The following is an 18,773-nucleotide window of genomic DNA, read 5'->3' on the forward strand; positions in this document are numbered from 1 at the left end:
GAGCCGACTGGTCATCGGCCGTCGCACAGAGCCGGGGTTCCCCCCGTACCCACGGCTCTGTGCCCCGGCGCGGGCGGGACACGTTCCCCCGGTCCCGCCCGCGCCCCACACGCTTCCCCGTCGGCCTGTCTCACCAGCCGACGACGACCTTGTCGCCCGTCCTCACCTGGGAGAACAGCGCCGCGATCGCGGCCTCGTCCCGTACGTTCACGCAGCCGTGGGAGCCCCCGGCGTATCCGCGCGCCGCGAAGTCGTACGAGTAGTGCACCGCCTCACCACCGCTGAAGAACATCGCGTACGGCATCGGAGCGTCGTAGAGCGTGGACACATGGTGGCGTGACTTCCAGTAGATCCGGAACACACCTTCGCGGGTGGGGGTGTACTGCGTGCCGAACCGGACCGCCATCGTCGACAGCGTCTGTCCGTCGATCATCCAGCGCAGCGTCCGGGTCCTCTTGCTGATGCACAGCACCCGGCCCGTCAGACAGCGCGGGTCCGGCGCGGCGGCCGGCTGCCCGCCCATCAGATACAGCTCCCACGTCCCCGGCTCGTGCGTCATGCTCAGCAGCCGCTGCCAGGTGACCGGGTCGACCTCGCCCGTCCGTGCCAGCCCCCGCTTGCCCTGGAAGCCTCTGACGGCGTTCTCGGTGAGGTCGTCGTACGTCCCCGTCGGCCCGTCGAACAGCCAGTCGACCTGGCGCAGCCGGGCCTGTAGTTCGCGCACCTGAAGACCCGAGTCCCCGCGTTCCAGCACGGCGGCGGACGGGGGCCTCGGGGCGGGCGCGGCACTCCGGGTGCCGACGCCGGAGGGGGTGTGCGGGACCTCGATGTGCACCGGCGAACGGCCCTTGCCGTCACCCCCTTGGGCGTCCAGGGGCTGTGCCGTGCAGCCGACGACCGCGGCGAGCGCCACGGCACCGGCCGCCGCGGCGAGCGATCGTCCCCAGCGCTCCGTACGCATGCCGCGCCCCCTGTCCGTGCCCGCCCTGTCGGCCCCACCGCGACCACCGCTCTCCGGCATCCCGCCGTGTCTCCGAGATGTTCCCCCTGCGTGACCGCCGCCGAACCAAGGAGCATGGTTGTGAGCAAGGTCCCAGCCGACGGATCTCCACGCGGCGCACGGCCGCCGCTACAGTCCGTCGCGAGAGATGTCTACTGGCGAGTAACCAAATGCCGGGTCACCAAGCCGGGTCACCAAGCCGGGTCACGAAGCAACGCGGAGGCACACACCATGGCGCGCGAGTCGGAGTCGGGGCTGCCCATCGAGCCGGTGTACGGGCCGGACGCCCTCAAGGGCTGGGACGCGGCGGAGAAGCTCGGCGAGCCCGGCGCGTACCCGTTCACGCGAGGTGTGTATCCGAGCATGTACACGGGCCGGCCGTGGACGATGCGGCAGTACGCCGGGTTCGGTACGGCGACGGAGTCCAACGCCCGGTACAAGCAGCTGATCGCGAACGGCACGATGGGTCTGTCGGTGGCCTTCGACCTGCCCACCCAGATGGGCCACGACTCCGACGCGCCGATCGCGCACGGTGAGGTCGGCAAGGTGGGAGTGGCCGTCGACTCGGTCGACGACATGCGGGTGCTGTTCGGCGGGATCCCGCTGGACAAGGTGTCGACGTCGATGACGATCAACGCTCCGGCGGCACTGCTGCTCCTGCTGTACCAACTGGTGGCCGAGGAGCAGGGGGTGCCGGCCGAGAAGCTGACGGGCACCATCCAGAACGATGTGCTGAAGGAGTACATCGCCCGCGGGACGTACATCTTCCCGCCCAAGCCGTCGCTGCGGCTGATCGCGGACATCTTCAAGTACTGCCGGGCCGAGATCCCGAAATGGAACACCATTTCGATCTCCGGCTACCACATGGCGGAGGCGGGCGCCTCGCCCGCGCAGGAGATCGCCTTCACGCTCGCGGACGGCATCGAGTACGTGCGGACCGCGGTCGCGGCCGGGATGGACGTGGACGACTTCGCGCCGCGCCTGTCGTTCTTCTTCGTGGCGCGGACGACGATCCTGGAGGAGGTCGCCAAGTTCCGGGCGGCGCGCCGGATCTGGGCGCGGGTGATGCGGGAGGAGTTCGGGGCGCGGAACCCGAAGTCGATGATGCTGCGGTTCCACACGCAGACGGCGGGGGTGCAGCTGACGGCGCAGCAGCCGGAGGTGAACCTCGTGCGGGTGGCGGTGCAGGGCCTGGGCGCGGTGCTGGGCGGGACGCAGTCGCTGCACACGAACTCCTTCGACGAGGCGATCGCGCTGCCGACGGACAAGTCCGCACGGCTGGCGCTGCGTACGCAGCAGGTGCTGGCGTACGAGACGGACGTGACGGCGACGGTCGACCCCTTCGCGGGCAGCTACGTGATCGAGAAGATGACGGACGACGTGGAGGCCGCGACGCTGGAGCTGATGCGGAAGGTCGAGGACCTCGGCGGCGCGGTGTCGGCGATCGAGCACGGCTTCCAGAAGCGGGAGATCGAGCACAACGCATACCGCATCGCGCAGGAGACCGATTCCGGTGAGCGGGTCGTGGTGGGCGTCAACCGCTTCCAGCTCGACGAGGAGGAGCCCTACGAGCCGCTGCGGGTGGACCCCGCGATCGAGGCCCGGCAGGCCGAACGCCTCGCCAAGCTCCGCGCGGAACGCGACCAGCAGGCCGTGGACACGGCCTTGGCCGCCCTGAGGAAGGCCGCCGCGGGCGAGGACAACGTCCTGTACCCGATGAAGGACGCCCTCAAGGCCCGCGCGACGGTGGGCGAGGTGTGCAACGCGTTGCGGGAGGTCTGGGGGACGTACGTACCGTCGGATGCGTTCTGACCTGGGCGGTTCGTCCGTATGGGTGATCGGGGGCGGGATTCATGCACTCCCGGTTACGCTCGTGAAGAGTGAGCCCCGAAATGGAGGATGCCGTGGCTGTACTGCAACACGGGCTGACGTTGGGCGAGGCCGCCGACCTGCCCTCCCGTGCACTGCCTGGGGCGTCGGCCTATGGTTGCCCACACTGCCCGAGGACTTCGCGATTCCCGATCTCTCGATCCTCGACGAGGACTTCCGTGATGCCCACGTCAGGAAGAACTACTACGCGCCCGACGTCTTCCGTCTGGTCGTCGAGGTGACGTCGTCGAACTGGGCGGACGACCTGGGCCCCAAGGTCGAGTGCTATGCAGAGGCCGGCATCCCCGGCTGCCTCATCGCCGACCGCAAGCACGACGAGGCGCTCCTCTCCACCGACCCGGCCGACGGCAAGTACCCGGACCCGCAGCGCTTCGAGCGGGGCCAGAGCGTAGCCCTGCCGAAGACGATCGGTATCAGCGTCGAACTCTTGGCGGACTCTCTTCTGGACGGCTGATCACACCTGTCCGGACTCCGAAACCCAGGACCGCCCTGTCGTACCCCCGTGCGACACTCCTATCCATGTTCGGTGTCATCGATCTCCCCACCTACCTGGCAGGACTCGTCCTGATCGTCCTCCTGCCCGGCCCCAACTCCCTGTACGTCCTCTCCGTCGCGGCCCGGCGTGGTGTGCGCGCCGGCTACACTGCGGCGGCCGGAGTGTGGTGCGGGGACACCGTGCTGATGACGCTGTCCGCGGCCGGCGTCGCCTCGCTGCTCCAGGCGAACGCCGTGCTGTTCGGGATCGTGAAGTACGCCGGGGCCGGCTATCTGACGTGGCTCGCCATCGGGATGCTGCGCGCCGCGTGGGGGATGTGGCGGACCCGTCGGGAGAAGGCCGTGGAGGAGGAGGCCCCGGCCGCCACCGCCGCAGTGGAGCGGCCCTTCCGCCGCGCGCTGGTGGTCAGCCTGTTCAACCCCAAGGCGATCCTGTTCTTCGTCGCCTTCTTCGTGCAGTTCGTCGACCCGGCGTACGCCTACCCGGCGCTCTCCTTCGTGGTCCTCGGCGCCTTCGCCCAGCTCGCCAGCTTCCTCTACCTCACCGCGCTGATATTCAGCGGTACGCGCCTGGCCGCGGCCTTCCGCCGACGCAAGCGTCTGTCGGCGGGCGCCACCTCGGCCGCGGGCGCCCTCTTCCTGGGTTTCGCGGTGAAGCTGTCGCTGGCGAGCGCATAGCACCGTTCCGGTACGCGATCAGGCGGGCCCCGGCCGGGTCAGGACCCTGCGGATCCTCGGTGTGAGCTGATCCTCCACGAACCGGTTGAGCAGCCAGGCCAGCAGCAGCATGGCGGCGACCGTCAGCAGGAACGTGCCGTAGGACGGTATGCCCAGTCCCTTGTGCAGGGCGTGTATGACGACCCAGCCCAGGTGTTCGTGGACGAGGTAGAAGGGGTACGTCAGCGCGCCCGCGACGGTCAGCCAGCGCCAGTTCGCCCAGCCGAGCAGGCCCAGCGCGATCACGGCGACGGCGAGGAAGCCCAGGGTGACGACCAGGATGATGCCGGAGGCGGTGCGGTAGGAGAAGCCGGGCGCGTTCTCGGCGTGCCACAGGCCCCGCACCGCGTAGTGCTGACCTATGAGCCAGCTCACGGCCACGATGCCCCACGCGTACGCGTCGCGCCGGTCGCGGTGCACGAGATAGAGCCCGATGCCGCCGATGAAGAACGGCGCGTACTCGGGCATCAGGACGATGTCCAGCAGTGGCTGGTGGGCGCCCTGCGCGACCGCCGCCGCCAGAGTCCAGCAGGCGCAGAAGAGGATCACCCGCTGCCGGTTCGCTCCTGGCAGCACGATGCACAGGGCGAACAGGGCGTAGAACCGTATCTCCGCCCACAGGGTCCAGCAGACGCCGAGGACGCGGTCCACGCCGAGCGGCTGCTGCATCAGCGTCAGATTCACCAGGGCGTCGCTCGGCGAGACCGCCTTGTACGCCACCACCGGCAGTGCGAACACCGCTGTCACCAGGACGATCGCGGCCCAGTACGCGGGCAGCAGCCGGGCGGCGCGGGAGGCGAAGAACGAGCGCAGGGGACGGCCCCACCCGCTCATGCATATGACGAAGCCGCTGATCACGAAGAATATCTGCACTCCCAGACAGCCGTAGGCGAAAAAGGAGTGCAGGGTGGGGAACTGGTGCCGGGGCGAGCTGCCCCAGGCCTGGGCGACCTCCCCGTCGCGCCCGCCGTAGTGATAGGCGGCCACCATCAGCGCCGCCACCAGCCGCAGCCCGTCGAGGGCGCGCAGCCGGGATCCGCCGCGGGGGCGGACGGGGGCGGGAGCGGGGGACGGGCCGGCGGCCGGGGACGGAGGTGGCTGCGGGGCCACCGCGGTCGGGGTCGGGTCGGGGCCCGGGTGAGGGGCGGCCATGGTCTGCTCGGACGTGGTCATGCCGGACTCTCTCGGGGAGGCAGCAGATGGGAGGTGGCGCTGTCGCGGTGTGCGACGTACGACGAGCGCGGTGCGCCTGCCCGGTGACCGCCGATCCATGACACCCGCTGCCCGAACCGGGCTGTGACAGGGGCCCCATGGGGGCGGAGCCGGGGCGCCCGCGCCTCGCAGGCCGTCACCGCGGGGCGGCACGACGCCCCCGCCCCGGCGACCGGGACAGGGGCGTCGATGGGCACGGTCGTGGCGACGGGCGTCAGCCCTTGGCGCCGCGGCGCAGCTCGCGGGCCCGGCGGGCCACCTTGCGGACGGTCGCGTTGCGCGGGATGAACGCGAGCTGGACGGGGATCCCGCCGGGCAGCACCAGCGAGGTGAGCCGGCGCCGCTTGAAGTAGCGCCAGGTGTGCGGACCGAGATGCTTGGTCAGGTACCTCTCGGTCTCGGTGCGCAGCCCCGGGTAGATCTTGGGCTGCATCGCGAAGCCCACGGCGCGCACGAGCGCGTTCAGGGAGTCGACCTCCATGCCCTGGCGCTGGCTCGTGACAGCCTTGCGGTTGGTCAGCTCGGGCAGCAGCGCGTCGACGATCGTGACGGGAACGCGGTTGCTGTTCTCGTACGGCGTCAGACGCTCCAGGAGGGTCTCGGTGCCGATACGGGCAACCGGGAGGCCGTAGAGCGCGGAGGCGGTGAGCAGGGCGGTGGAGAAGCAGCCCACGACCAGCGCCGGACGCATGCGCTGGTAGAGGACCTCGGCGAGGACGGGGGTGTCGAGCACCGTCAGATCGGCGCCGAGCTTCTCCGCCTCCTTCTCCAGGATGCGCGACCAGCGTGCCGGGGCCGTCGGGTGCGGCTTGAACACCACCCGGGTGTGCCCGAGCGCGACCGCGCCCTTCAGCATCCGTACGTGGAGGTCCTCCTCCTCCTCGGCGGTGAGGATGCCGAGCGCGGAGAGGTACTGGCCGAGCAGCAGCGCCGGAGCGTCGAGGGACGGCAGCGCGTCGCCGGTGTTCTCCAGTTCGGTGAGGACCTTGGCGAACGCCTCGGTCGGCACGATCTCCGGCTCGACCCCGAACTCGGTGAGCAGCAGCGGCTTCAGACCGGGCACCAGGTCCAGGTGGAGCAGGCGGTCGATACGGGTGCCGACCAGCGGGTCGATCTTGTTGCGGGTGGGGCCGTAGCTCATCAGGCCGTCCGCGTACACCGTGACGGGCGCGCCGGTGAAGAGCTGGCAGAACCCGAGTGCCGGGTTGACCTGGATCGACTCGACGACCAGCTCGATCTCGTCGTCGCCGAGGTTCCAGAGCATCCGCAGATACCGCTCCCAGAGCGGGACATCGTCCAGCCGCGGGGCCCAGCCGCCGGGGTGGAACGGGGAGATGGTCTCGTTCCAGGAGATGACGTCGTCGAAGCGGCGGCGCAACTGCTCGAAGCCGGGCATCTCGTTCAGGCCGGGCGTCGTCTCGGGTGTCGCCGCGTTGTTGCAGACGAGGAGTATGCGCCGGTCGGCGGGCGCGAAGCAGTCGCTGTCCAGCGCCGCGGCCAGGGTCGCCGTGCCGTAGAGCGTCGACGCCAGGAAGATCTGCGTCGTCACGCGGCCACCCCCGCGGAGGCGGGACGGCGGCGCAGCCGGCGCAGGCGCGAGGCCCGCTGGATGTCCATGGAGTCGAGGGCCTCGTCGAGTACGTCCTGCGGCATGCGCCGTAGCGCGGCAGCGCTCATCGACTTCAGTTTCCGTGCCACCGCCGGCTCGAACCTTTCGATGGATCCCAGATGATGGGAAATGATTGCGCAATATGTGCGAACAGCCTTGGGGAGCAGTTTATCCGCGTCCGGGTCCTTGGCTGTTTCGGCCACCACTTGGTCGAACGCACGAATAAAGTCCAGCTGGCGTACGTCGCCGATCTGGGTGAGTGAGGAGGCGACACCACGCCGGTAGAAGACACCGAGAAGCCCCACTGTGGCGAAGGATTCCGCCTCCCGGTGCAGCTTCCAGATCCACGGCCGGTCCTCGGCCGTGCGCAGTCCGTCGGTGAAGTGCAGCAGACCGCGGTCGACGAGCCGGCGGTGGTAGATGCCCGCCCAGGCGTACGCGTAGTCGACGGAGGTGGAGCGGTCGGCGGGCAGGATCGCGTCGCGCGGGTTCATCACGACCCCGCGCCGGCCCTGCGGCACCCGCTGGATGGTGCGCGCCCGGGCGGTGGACTGGACATGGTCGGTGCGGATGAAGTCGCAGCCCAACTCCTCGATAGCAGCGAGGAGTTGGGGGTAGTAGCCGGGAGCGAGCCAGTCGTCCCCGTCGAGGAACGTGAGGTACTCGCCGCGCGCCTTGTCGATTCCCGTGTTGCGTGCGGTCGCCAGCCCTCCGTTCTTCTCGTGGCGGACGTACACCGCGCCCGGCAGCTCGCGCTCGGCGCGCGCGAGGATGTCCGGGGTCTCGTCGCGCGAGCAGTCGTCGACGAGAATGAATTCGAAGTCCTGACGTGCGTTCGCACGCAGGCTCTTCAGGGTGTCTGGCGCGTATTGCTGCACGTTGTAGAACGGCACGATGACGGAGAGCTTGACCACCCCTGTGACGTTAGGCGGCGGCCCGGCATTCGTCTTGACCGTCGGCTTGATGTCAGGTGAACGACGCGTGGCGGAACAGTGAACCAAGCTGTTTCCCCGGAGTTTCGCGGCCTGATTCGCCGTTCGGCGATGTGCTGTTAACCCTTTGTTGTATTTCGGTTGGGCTGCGCATCGGAATCGCTTCCTAGCGTCTTCGATGTGCCAGCCAGTACCGCGAAGTCCCTTCGGGTCGCCGTCCTAGCCGATTCCGACACCCGGTGGAAATGGGGTGCGCTCACCGCGAACCGCATCAAGCCGTCGGAATTCACCGAATCCAGCGAATCGGCCGAACCCGCCGAATCTCGCAAATCAGTTGATTCGGACATACGGCTTGACGGCTTCCTCCTGAGGGGCCGTGCCACCCCCACCGCCCGCCAGCTCGAAGAGGTCGGCGTCCGCGCGGACTCCCTCCGCGAGGTGACCGCCGTCGAGTTCCTGCGCGAGATGACGAAGGAGAGCTACGACATCCTTGTGCTCGCCCTCGTCGGCGGCGGTGTCCAGGCGATGCTGCACGGACTCGCCCACGCCTGGCAGGGACGCGCACAGCGTCCCGTGGTCGTCACCGGCTATGTCGGCGTTGTCTACGAGAAGCTCGCCGACGGCCTGCTGCTGCGCCACGGCGCGGACCTCGTGCTCGCCAACTCCCGCCAGGACGCCGAGCGTTTCCGTGCGGTGTACGAGGGAGTGGGCGCCGACGCCTCGTCGGTGACCGAGGTGGCGCTGCCCTTCCTCGGGGGTGCCGCCTACGAGAAGAGCGACCCGTACACGGTCGTCTTCGCCGCGCAGCCCTCCGTGCCCGAGAGCCGCAAGGACCGGGCGTACCTGCTGGAGCGGTTGATCCGGCACGCCCGCAAGCACCCCGAGCGCGAGGTGCTCCTCAAGCTCCGCTCCAAGCCGGGCGAGCACACCACGCACATCGAGGAACTGCCGTACCAGAAGCTGGCCCAGAAGGAAGACCTGCCGGCCAACTTCCGTCTGGTGTACGGAAACATGGGCGAGGTCCTCGACCGCACCGACCTGCTGGTCACCGTCAGCTCGACGGCCGCCCTGGAGTCGCTGCACCGCCGTATCCCCACCGTCGTGCTCACCGACCTCGGGGTGCGGGAGGCGCTCGGCAACCACCACTTCGTGGGTTCCGGCTGCCTCGCCTCCTGGGACCAGCTCGACGCCGGGCACGAGCCCGTGCCGGACGCGGAGTGGGTGTCCCGGCAGGGCGTCGCGGCCGAGGGCGAGTACGCGACCGCCTTCGACGAGGCGCGCGAGCGCATCACCGGGCTGCTCGCCGCCGGCGAACTCCCGCCCCTCGCGCCCTACTACACCCCCGTGACCGCGCCGGGCTATCTGCCCGGCGTCCTCGCCCGCCACCACCTCGCCCCGGACGGCAGCCCGCTGCCCGGCGCGCCCGCCGCCGACAAGGCGCCGAGCCCCGTACGCCAGATCGTCCGCCGCGCCGCGCGAGGCGCCTACCGCCACGGTGTGCAGCGCGTGGCGCCCGTGATCCGACGGATGGGGGAGCTGTGAACGAGCGGTTCCCACGCCAAGGACCCCAAGGAGCTGAACCCATGTCCAACCCGGAAGCGGGACAGGCGGCGCCGGTGCGCCGTGTGCTCGCGGTGATCCCCGCGCGCGGCGGCTCCAAGGGTGTGCCCGCGAAGAACCTCGCCCCGGTCGGCGGGATCCCGCTGGTCGCCCGCGCCGTGCGCGAGTGCCTGGCCGCCCGGCTCGTCACCGACGTCGTGGTCTCCACCGACGACCAGGCGATCGCCGCCGCCGCCCGCGAGGCGGGCGCCGAGGTCGTGCTGCGCCCCGCCGCCATCGCCGGCGACACGGCCACCTCCGAGGACGCCGTCCTGCACGCCATGGACGCCCACGAGACGTTGCACGGCTCGTCCGTGGACGTGGTGCTGCTGGTCCAGTGCACCAGCCCCTTCCTCGTCCGCGAGGACGTCGACGGGGTGGCCGCCGCGGTCGTCGAGAACGGCGCGGACACGGCCCTGACGGTGGCGCCCTTCCACGGCTTCATCTGGCGCGACGCGGCCGACGAGCCCGCCCCCGTCATCGGCTCCCAGCGCACCGGCGAGGTCGGAGGCGCCACCCGGGTCGCCAACGCCACGGCCACCGACGGCGGGTACGGCGTCAACCACGACAAGTCCTTCCGGCCGCGCCGTCAGGACCGCCCCCAGGACCTGCTGGAGACCGGCGCCGCGTACGCGATGGACGCCGCCGGACTGCGCGAGCACCGGCACCGCTTCTTCGGCCGCACCGAACTCGTGCGCACCGACCCGGCCCGCGTGCTGGAGATCGACGACCCGCACGACCTGGCCCGCGCCCGCGCCCTCGCGCCGCACTTCGACGGCGCGCGGCCCGGCGCCCTCCCGACCCGCGACGACATCGACGCGGTCGTACTCGACTTCGACGGCACCCAGACCGACGACAGGGTGCTGATCGACTCCGAGGGACACGAGTTCGTCTCCGTTCACCGCGGGGACGGCCTCGGCATCGCCGCGCTGCGCAACAACGGCCTGACGATGCTCATCCTGTCCACGGAGCAGAACCCGGTCGTCGCCGCACGGGCCCGGAAGCTCAAGATCCCGGTCCTGCACGGCATCGACCGCAAGGACCTCGCACTGAAGCAGTGGTGCGAGGAGCAGGGCATCGCGCCTGAGCGCGTGCTCTACGTCGGCAACGACGTCAATGACCTCCCGTGCTTCGCCCTCGTCGGCTGGCCCGTGGCGGTCGCGAGCGCCCACGACGTCGTGCGCGGCGCCGCACGCGCGGTCACCACCGTTCCCGGCGGCGACGGCGCGATCCGAGAGATCGCCAGCTGGATCCTCGGCCCCTCTCTCGATTCCCTCACCAAGTAAGGACATCTTCTGCCATGACCACCAACTCCCGTCTGCGCACGTTCGGTACGCGTGAGGTCGGCCCGGGCAAGCCCGTCTACGTCTGCGGCGAGATCGGCATCAACCACAACGGTGAGCTGGAGAACGCCTTCAAGCTGATCGACGTGGCCGTCGAGGCCGGCTGCGACGCCGTCAAGTTCCAGAAGCGCACCCCCGAGATCTGCACCCCCCGCGACCAGTGGGACATCGAGCGCGACACCCCCTGGGGCCGGATGACCTACATCGACTACCGCCACCGCGTGGAGTTCGGTGAGGACGAGTACCGTCAGATCGACGAGTACTGCAAGGAGAAGGGCATCGACTGGTTCGCGTCCCCGTGGGACACCGAGGCCGTCGCGTTCCTGGAGAAGTTCAACGTTCCCGCCCACAAGGTCGCCTCGGCGTCCCTGACCGACGACGAGCTGCTGAAGGCGCTGCGCGCCACCGGCCGCACGGTCATCCTCTCCACCGGCATGTCGACCCCGAAGCAGATCCGCCACGCGGTCGAGGTCCTCGGCTCGGACAACATCCTCATGTGCCACGCCACCTCGACCTACCCGGCCAAGGCCGAGGAGCTCAACCTCCGCGTGATCAACACGCTGGAGAAGGAGTACCCGAACGTCCCGATCGGCTACTCCGGCCACGAGACCGGCCTGCAGACCACCCTCGCGGCGGTCGCCCTCGGCGCCACCTTCGTCGAGCGCCACATCACCCTCGACCGCGCGATGTGGGGCTCCGACCAGGCCGCCTCCGTGGAGCCGCAGGGCCTGCAGCGCCTGGTCCGCGACATCCGCACCATCGAGGCCTCGCTCGGCGACGGCGTGAAGAAGGTCTACGACTCCGAGCTCGGCCCGATGAAGAAGCTGCGCCGCGTCGCCGGCGCGGTCGCCGAGGCGGAGATCGCCGCGGCCGCCGGCGAGCCGGTGTCGGTCTGAGCGCCTTACGGGACGGTCACACGCCGATGAGCCCCCGCGCCGGATCCGCCGGCCAGCCCACGCTCGCCTTCGTGGAGAGCCCGGTCCAGCTCCTGAACGTTCTGGAGTGGGCGCACGCGCACAGGCTCCGCACCCAGGGGAGCGGCGCGTCCGAGCGCGGGGCGGCGATCCCCGCGCAGGGCGGACCTCGGTCCGGCGCGGGGAGCACGGCGGCGATAGGCCCGGGGGCCACCGGCACGGGGCCTTCGGCGGTGCCGGCCGCGGCGGCTTCGGCGGTCTCGGCGGGTCCGGAGCGCGAGGGGCTCGTCCTCGTGGTGCTCGCGCCCACCGACCCGATGACCCGCGGCCAGCTGCGCCGCATGGCGGAACTGGCCCGCGACGAGGGCCACGAGGTCCGCTGGGAGGAGGCCCGGGGCGGCGCGACGGCGCCCTTCCGGACGATCGGCGGCCTCACCCCCCTGCTGCGCCGGGCCCGCCGGGTGGTGATGGGGGACCCTTTCTCCCGCTACGTCCAACTGCTGCTGACCATCACCCGGGCCCGCGAGCTGGTGGTGGTGGACGACGGCACGGCGACCATGGAGTTCGTCGCCCAGCTCGCCCGCGGCGAACGTCTGGTGCGCTGGCACCGCAAGGGCGGCCGTCCCGGCGCCCGTGACCTCCTCTTCGCGCCGGTCTCGGCGGTGGCGCGGCGCAGGCTGACGCCGCGCGCGCGGCGCGCCGTGGAGGTGTTCTCGTCGATGCCGATCGACGAGACCCCGGCCGGGGTCACGGTCACCGCGAACGACTTCTCCTGGACCCGGTCCCGCTTCGGCCCGCCGCGTCTCACCAAGGGCGCGGACCTGGTGGGCACTTCGCTCGTGGAGACGGGTGTGGTGGACGGGGAGCGCTATATGGAGGCGGTCCGCGGCCTCGCCGCGGCGCACGGCGCACGGCGCTACTTCGCCCACCGCCGCGAGAGCCCCGAGAAGTTGCACCGGCTGGCGGTCGAGGTGGGCCTGGAGGTGGTCCGTCCGGACCTCCCCCTGGAACTGATCGCCCGTCGCGGCCCCATCGGCCGTACGATTCTGAGCTTCCCGTCCACGGTCGTCCACACCCTTCCCCTGGCCCTGGTCGGCACGGAGGTGCGGGTGGCGGTGTGCGACATCGACCCGGCCTGGCTGACGGACGGGGCCTCACCCCGTGCCCAGGGCTTCCTGTCGGGAGTGACCGGGACGGCCCGGGACGTGGACCGGCTGTCCTCGACGATCCCGGCGGACTCCCCGCGCTCTGCGAGTTCGGCGTAGGGGCCGGCTGGTCCGGCGCGGGACTGCGGGGCAGGACCGCGACCGTCGGCTGACGGCACGGGGCCTGCCCTTTCGGTCGTCCTGCCCTACGGCAAGGGCGGCATCATCGGCGGCACGATGCTCCGTCTCGGGCGGGCGCTCGGCGAGACCATCGCGGTCTACCTGATCATCTCGCCGGTCTTCGTCATCCGGCCGCACATCCTCCAGACCGGCTCGAACTCGGTCTTCTCGCTGATCGCCCTGCACTACGGAGCCGCCTCCACCTTCGGCATGTCGGCGCTGATGGCAGCGGGCCTGGCGCTGTTCCTGTTCACCCTGGCGGTCAACTTCACCGCCTCCGTCGTTGCCCGCTCCCGGTCCGGTGCACAGAGCGAGGCCTGAGATGACCGCTGTGTCGCGGGCGGTTTCGGTTGCCCGGCGGGCGGCGTGGATGTGGCGGGCGGCCGCCCCGGCGGGCCGCCGACTACGCGGCGGGTGGCGTCGGCCGCCCGGCGGGCCGCCGACTACGCGATGGGCCGCTGGGGCCGCCCGGCCGACGGCTTGCGCGCCAGCAGGAACACTCGGTCCCGCTTCCCGTCCTCGTCCGGGTCGAGCAGCGTACGCGCGTGGACGAGCAGACCGGCCTCCGCGAGCTGCCCGGTGATCGTGTCCGGGGCATGCCAGTAGTGGTCCAGCTCGACGCCGTGCCCGAAGCGCTCGGTGAGGCGGGTGCGGTCGTCCGTGCCCGCCCGGAATCCCAGCAGGACCTGGCCGCCGGGCACCAGGATCCGCCGGAACTCGGTGAACACCGTCGCCAGATGCCCGGTCGGCACATGGCCGACCACGTCGAGCGCGGCGATGCCGCCCAGCGTCTCCGGCGGCAGATCCAGGGCCGTCGCGGTGCCCACATGGAACCGCAGCCCCGGGTGGGCGCGGCGGGCCAGGTGCACCATGCGCGGGGACAGATCGACGCCGAACACGGGGACGCCGAGGGCGTCCAGCCGCGCCGTGACATGGCCCAGTCCGCAGCCGAGGTCGGCGACGGGTGCGGGTCCGTTCTCCCGTACGAGGTCCGCGAAGGCGGTCACCAGGGCCCGGTCCAGGGGGCGGGTGACCAGGCCGTCGGGCACGTGGGTGGCGTAGTCGGGGGCCATGGCGTCGTACGACGCCCGGGCGGTGCGCAGGAAGTCCGGTTCCTCGGCGTTCACACTGACGCACGCTACTGACTGGGGCGGGCGCGCCGGGGGCTGCTTCCGAGGGTTCATCCGCTTGTCACCGGGGCAGGGGGAGGGCTTCGCGAATCCCCGGAGGAGGAGAAGGCGGGGCGGGAGACGGCGGCGTGGCGGGGTACCCGGAGGAGACGGTAGGCCCGGCGGTGTGCCGGAGGCACCGGGGAGAGGAGAGGCCGGCGTGACACCCCTGGCGGAGGGGAACGGATCGGGCTCTCCGAGCGTTGCCCCGGCGGGACGCTCGGACACGGGAGCGGTCCCGGGCAGGGATCACCGGGCGCCGTCGGCGGCGCCGGGACGGCTCCGCGGTCACCCCGGCGGACCCGCTCACGGCCTTCCAAGGATCCCATCGTCCGGAAAGACGGGCGAGTGTACCCATCGTCACCGTCGGCTATGCGACGCGCGGCCGGTTTTTCTTCCCCTGACGGTATGAAGTTTTGTTGATCGTGGGGAGAACGACCGCCCGATCGCCCTACCCTTCAAAGGGTGAACCAATTGATGTCCCGAGAGTCCGAGGCCGATCACCCCGGGGACAGCCTGCTCCCCGGTTCCCTGCCCGAGCCGCTGCGTGCCGAACTCGTGGCCTTCCGCCGCGACCTGCACATGCATCCGGAACTGGGCAACCAGGAGTTCCGCACGACCGCCGCGATCAAGGCCCGCCTGGAACAGGCGGGACTCGCGCCGCGTGTGCTTCCTGCCGGCACCGGGCTCATCTGTGACATCGGCGAGCCGGACGGCGTACGCCCGATCCTCGCGCTGCGCGGCGACATCGACGCGCTCCCGATCCCCGACACCAAGACCGACTGTGCCTACCGCTCCACCGTGCCCGACCGCGCCCATGCCTGCGGACACGATGTGCACACCACGGTCGTTCTCGGGGCCGGACTCGTCCTCGCCGAGCTGCACCGCGAGGGCAGGCTGCCACGGCCGGTCCGGCTGATCTTCCAGCCCGCCGAGGAGGTCCTGCCCGGCGGGGCCACCGACGTGATCGCGACCGGTGCGCTCGACGGGGTCGGACAGATCATCGCCGTGCACTGCGACCCGAGGGTCGACGCGGGACGCATCGGGCTGCGCCACGGCCCCATCACCTCCGCGTGCGACCGGCTGGAGGTCACGCTCGCCGGCGCGGGCGGCCACACCGCGCGCCCGCACCTCACCACCGACCTGGTCACGGCCGTCGCGCGGGTCGCGGCGGACGTGCCGGGCCTGGTCGCACGCCGCGTCGACGCGCGCAGCGGGCTCTCGGTCACCTGGGGGCGCATCGAGTCCGGGCACGCGTGCAACGTCATCCCGCAACACGCCGAGCTGGCCGGGACCGTGCGCTGCCTGGATCTGGACACCTGGCGGCACGCGCCCGACGTCGTCCATGCGGCGATCGACGAGATCGCGAACCTCTACAAGGCCAAGTCCGAGATCAACTACGTGCGCGGAGTGCCGCCCGTCGTCAACGACATGGCCGTCACCGAACTCCTCCACGACGCCATGGCCGCACGCCGCGGTGTCCACTCCATCGAGGACACCCAGCAGAGCCTCGGCGGCGAGGACTTCTCCTGGTATCTGGAGCAGGTGCCCGGCGCCATGGCCCGCCTCGGCGTCCGCCGGCCGGGCGAGCGCACCGTCCGCGACCTCCACCAGGGCGACTTCGACGTGGACGAGCACGCGATCACGGTCGGGGTGGAGCTGTTCACGGCGGCGGCGCTGCTGGACGCGGAACGCTAGGGCGCGGTCGCAGCACCGGATGCGGCGCCGGGCGCCCCGCGCTCCCGCGGGGTGCCCGACCACGCCCGTGGGAGCGCTCAGCCTCGCCCGTGGGAGCGCCCAGCTCACCTGCCGGGGCCTCGCTCGCCCCCATCCTCCCCGACGGCCGAAGCAGCCGTCCCCTTCACCCCCTTCGTCCGCCTGCGTGACCCGCCCGTAACAGGCGACGCGGAATTGCGCCCGGATGTCGGCACGAATCGATAACGGCCAGGAGGAACCCCGTTCCCCTCCCCTTCTACGCGCGTTACTGTGCGCCGAAATCGCTGCGGTGGCGGCGCATTGGGGAAGCGGACCGGTGACGGTGCCGTGGGGATGAAGGGGTGCTTGTTGTGCGTCTGATCTCTCGGAGGACGAGGTTCTCCCAAGCTGCGGTGGCCGTCGCGGTCATCGCTCTCGCCGCCGCCGGATGCGGCAAGTCCAGCAGCGAGTCCACGGGCACCTCGGGTGGCAAGAACTCGTCCGGCTACTCGGGCAAGGGCATAGGCCTGGCCTACGACATCGGCGGCAAGGGCGACCAGTCCTTCAACGACGCCGCGTACGCCGGTTTCCAGAAGGCCGAGAAGGAACTCAAGATCGGCGGCCGGGACGTCGAGCCGAGTGACAACGAGACCGACGCCGACAAGGTGCAGCGTCTGGAGCAGCTCGCGAAGGCCGGCTACAACCCGATCATCGGGGTCGGTTTCGTCTACGCGCCCGCCGTCAAGGAGGTCGCGGCCAAGTACCCGAAGATCACCTTCGGCATCATCGACGACGACACGGTCAAGGCGAGCAACGTCGCCGACATGGTCTTCCACGAGGAGCAGTCCTCGTACCTGGCCGGTGTCGCCGCGGCGAAGGCCACCAAGAAGAACCACATCGGGTTCATCGGCGGCGTGGACATCCCTCTCATCCACAAGTTCAGGGCGGGCTTCGTCGAGGGCGCCAAGTCCGTCAACCCGAAGATCAAGATCGAGTCGCAGTATCTGACCCAGACGCCCCAGGAGGGCGGCTTCGCCAGCCCCGACAAGGGCAAGGACGCGGCGAACGGTCAGATCGAGGCGGGCGCCGACGTGCTCTACCAGGCGGCGGGTCTCTCGGGCCAGGGCGTGATCCAGGCCGCCGCCGCGCACAAGGTGTGGGCGATCGGCGTCGACTCCGACCAGTACCAGCAGAGCGCCCTGGCCAAGTACAAGGACTACATCCTCGGCTCGGCCCTCAAGAACGTCGGCGGCGCGGTCTACGACCTGACCAAGTCGGTCGTCGACGGCAAGCCGCTGAACGGCGAACAGCGCGGCGACCTCAAGACGGGCGGCGTCGGCTTCGCCGACTCCAACCCGAAGTACAAGGCGCTGAAGGACGTCGTCGCGGCGGTCGACAAGGCCAAGCAGGACATCATCGACGGCAAGGTCACCGTCGCCACGCAGTGACACCGGCGGTTGGGCCGACGGCCTGACGCTCGGACACCGAACCCACCCCGCGTGCGGGGTGGGTTCCGTGCGTTCCCGTGCGGCACACTGGGCACGTCGGCATCAGTGGCCAGAAACACCCCTTGCACCTCAGGGCCGTCCCCAGCCCCGCAGGGCTCCCCGGCCCCACCCCCGCCGGCTTCCTCGCCTCACGCAAGGGCCCCGGCGCTCTCCGTAACCTGTCCCTGAGACCGTGGCCACATCTCGATAACGGACCGGACAGAAGGGGTTTTCCGTCCGGTCTACGCGCGTTACGCTGCCGCGGAACCAGCGCCTGGTATGGGCGCTTGCACAAAGGAGTCACGTTCCATGCGCCGGGTGTCCCGTATTGCCGCCGCGGGGGTTGCGACCGCAGCTCTCGCCATCACCGTATCCGCCTGTGGCAGCTCTTCCACCTCGTCCGCGGGGGGCAGTGGCAAGTCCAAGGGCATAGGCCTCGCCTACGACATCGGCGGCAAGGGGGACCAGTCCTTCAACGACGCCGCGTACGCCGGTTTCCAGAAGGCCGAGAAGGACTTCGGCGTCAGCGGCCGGGACGTCGAGCCGCAGGACGGCGAGACGGACGCCGACAAGGCCCAGCGCCTGGAGACGCTCGCCAAGGCGGGTTACAACCCCGTCATCGGCGTCGGCTTCGTCTACGCGCCGGCCGTCAAGGAGGTCGCGGCGAAGTTCCCGAAGGTGACCTTCGGCATCATCGACGACAACGAGATCCACGCGAAGAACGTCACCGACATGGTCTTCCACGAGGAGGAGTCCTCCTACCTCGCCGGTGTCACCGCCGCCAAGACCACCAAGAAGAACCACATCGGCTTCATCGGCGGCGTGGACATCCCGCTGATCCACAAGTTCGAGGCGGGCTTCGTCCAGGGTGCCCAGTCGGTCAACCCGAAGATCAAGATCGAGACCCAGTTCCTGACGCAGACCGCCCAGGAAGGCGGCTTCGCCAGCCCCGACAAGGGCGAGAACGCCGCGAACGGCCAGATCGACGCCGGCGCCGACGTGATCTACCACGCCGCGGGCCTGTCCGGCCAGGGTGTCATCAAGGCCGCCGCCACGCACAAGGTGTGGGCGATCGGTGTCGACTCCGACCAGTACACCCAGAGCGCCCTGGCGTCGTACAAGAACTACATCCTCACCTCCGCCATGAAGAACGTCTCGGGTGCGGTGTACGACCTGGCCAAGTCGGTCATCCAGGACAAGAAGCCGCTGTCCGGCGAGATCCGCGGCAGCCTCTCCAACGGTGGCGTCAGCCTGGCCGACTCCAACCCGGTCTTCAAGAACAACGCCGACCTCCAGGCCGCCCTGAAGAAGGCCGAGCAGGGCATCAAGGACGGCTCGATCAAGGTCAAGACCAACTGACCGAACGGTCTCGGTCGGCCGCAAGCA

At 70.4% G+C, this 18,773-nt stretch carries 16 protein-coding genes; 11 read left to right on the forward strand and 5 right to left on the reverse strand.

The window, feature by feature from the left end:
* Positions 1-130: 130 nt before the first annotated feature.
* Positions 131-961, reverse strand: coding sequence for a L,D-transpeptidase family protein (locus AB0L95_RS37785; RefSeq protein ID WP_365170449.1), 831 nt, complete (start codon positions 959-961; stop codon positions 131-133).
* A gap of 270 nt (positions 962-1,231) precedes the next feature.
* Between AB0L95_RS37785 and AB0L95_RS37790 the strand changes: the two genes are divergently transcribed.
* The 3 genes from AB0L95_RS37790 (at position 1,232) to leuE (ending at position 4,063) form a co-directional block, all read left to right on the forward strand.
* Complete coding sequence (locus AB0L95_RS37790; RefSeq protein ID WP_365170452.1) at positions 1,232-2,812, forward strand: methylmalonyl-CoA mutase family protein; 1,581 nt, start codon at positions 1,232-1,234, stop codon at positions 2,810-2,812.
* A gap of 175 nt (positions 2,813-2,987) precedes the next feature.
* The gene (locus AB0L95_RS37795; protein ID WP_365170454.1) at positions 2,988-3,344 is read left to right on the forward strand and encodes a Uma2 family endonuclease; all 357 of its coding nucleotides are present in this window, start codon (positions 2,988-2,990) and stop codon (positions 3,342-3,344) included.
* Between the two features lie 65 nt (positions 3,345-3,409).
* Positions 3,410-4,063: a leucine efflux protein LeuE gene (gene leuE, locus AB0L95_RS37800; protein ID WP_365170456.1), complete on the forward strand. Its 654-nt coding sequence runs from the start codon at positions 3,410-3,412 to the stop codon at positions 4,061-4,063.
* Positions 4,064-4,081: 18 nt separating this feature from the next.
* Here leuE and AB0L95_RS37805 read toward each other — a convergent pair whose 3' ends face one another.
* From AB0L95_RS37805 to AB0L95_RS37815, 3 genes are all read right to left on the reverse strand, one after another.
* Positions 4,082-5,275 carry an acyltransferase gene (locus AB0L95_RS37805; RefSeq protein ID WP_365170459.1) on the reverse strand — a complete coding sequence of 398 codons (1,194 nt, stop codon included), beginning with the start codon at positions 5,273-5,275 and terminating at the stop codon, positions 4,082-4,084.
* 253 nt (positions 5,276-5,528) lie between these two features.
* The gene (locus tag AB0L95_RS37810; RefSeq protein WP_365170462.1) at positions 5,529-6,863 is read right to left on the reverse strand and encodes an alpha-2,8-polysialyltransferase family protein; all 1,335 of its coding nucleotides are present in this window, start codon (positions 6,861-6,863) and stop codon (positions 5,529-5,531) included.
* Positions 6,860-7,837, reverse strand: a complete 978-nt coding sequence (locus tag AB0L95_RS37815; RefSeq protein WP_365170465.1) for a glycosyltransferase family 2 protein — start codon at positions 7,835-7,837, stop codon at positions 6,860-6,862. The genes AB0L95_RS37810 and AB0L95_RS37815 overlap by 4 nt, the downstream gene beginning before the upstream one ends.
* A 198-nt stretch (positions 7,838-8,035) precedes the next feature.
* On the opposite strand from AB0L95_RS37815, the gene AB0L95_RS37820 reads away from it, so the two are divergent.
* The 5 genes from AB0L95_RS37820 to AB0L95_RS37840 all read left to right on the forward strand — a co-directional run bounded on the left by AB0L95_RS37820 (position 8,036) and on the right by AB0L95_RS37840 (position 13,357).
* The gene (locus tag AB0L95_RS37820; RefSeq protein WP_365170468.1) at positions 8,036-9,397 is read left to right on the forward strand and encodes a DUF6716 putative glycosyltransferase; all 1,362 of its coding nucleotides are present in this window, start codon (positions 8,036-8,038) and stop codon (positions 9,395-9,397) included.
* 41 nt (positions 9,398-9,438) lie between these two features.
* Positions 9,439-10,740, forward strand: a complete 1,302-nt coding sequence (locus AB0L95_RS37825; RefSeq protein WP_365170471.1) for an N-acylneuraminate cytidylyltransferase — start codon at positions 9,439-9,441, stop codon at positions 10,738-10,740.
* A 14-nt stretch (positions 10,741-10,754) separates the two neighbouring features.
* Positions 10,755-11,693 carry an N-acetylneuraminate synthase family protein gene (locus AB0L95_RS37830; RefSeq protein ID WP_365170474.1) on the forward strand — a complete coding sequence of 313 codons (939 nt, stop codon included), beginning with the start codon at positions 10,755-10,757 and terminating at the stop codon, positions 11,691-11,693.
* Positions 11,694-11,719: 26 nt separating this feature from the next.
* Positions 11,720-12,976, forward strand: a complete 1,257-nt coding sequence (locus AB0L95_RS37835) for a hypothetical protein (RefSeq protein WP_365170477.1) — start codon at positions 11,720-11,722, stop codon at positions 12,974-12,976.
* Positions 12,977-13,093: 117 nt separating this feature from the next.
* On the forward strand, positions 13,094-13,357 hold the full coding sequence (locus tag AB0L95_RS37840; RefSeq protein ID WP_365170480.1) for a hypothetical protein: 264 nt from the start codon (positions 13,094-13,096) through the stop codon (positions 13,355-13,357).
* A 122-nt stretch (positions 13,358-13,479) separates the two neighbouring features.
* Here AB0L95_RS37840 and AB0L95_RS37845 read toward each other — a convergent pair whose 3' ends face one another.
* Complete coding sequence (locus tag AB0L95_RS37845; RefSeq protein WP_365170483.1) at positions 13,480-14,163, reverse strand: methyltransferase domain-containing protein; 684 nt, start codon at positions 14,161-14,163, stop codon at positions 13,480-13,482.
* Positions 14,164-14,682: 519 nt separating this feature from the next.
* On the opposite strand from AB0L95_RS37845, the gene AB0L95_RS37850 reads away from it, so the two are divergent.
* From AB0L95_RS37850 to AB0L95_RS37860, 3 genes are all read left to right on the forward strand, one after another.
* Positions 14,683-15,903 carry an amidohydrolase gene (locus tag AB0L95_RS37850; protein ID WP_365170547.1) on the forward strand — a complete coding sequence of 407 codons (1,221 nt, stop codon included), beginning with the start codon at positions 14,683-14,685 and terminating at the stop codon, positions 15,901-15,903.
* A gap of 410 nt (positions 15,904-16,313) precedes the next feature.
* Positions 16,314-17,348 (forward strand): BMP family ABC transporter substrate-binding protein, encoded by a 1,035-nt coding sequence (locus AB0L95_RS37855; protein ID WP_365170486.1) that lies wholly within the window; start codon positions 16,314-16,316, stop codon positions 17,346-17,348.
* A gap of 348 nt (positions 17,349-17,696) precedes the next feature.
* Positions 17,697-18,746 carry a BMP family ABC transporter substrate-binding protein gene (locus AB0L95_RS37860; RefSeq protein WP_365170489.1) on the forward strand — a complete coding sequence of 350 codons (1,050 nt, stop codon included), beginning with the start codon at positions 17,697-17,699 and terminating at the stop codon, positions 18,744-18,746.
* Positions 18,747-18,773: the final 27 nt, after the last annotated feature.

It is taken from the genome of Streptomyces sp. NPDC052036, assembly GCF_040680495.1.
In the GTDB taxonomy this organism is placed as follows: domain Bacteria; phylum Actinomycetota; class Actinomycetes; order Streptomycetales; family Streptomycetaceae; genus Streptomyces.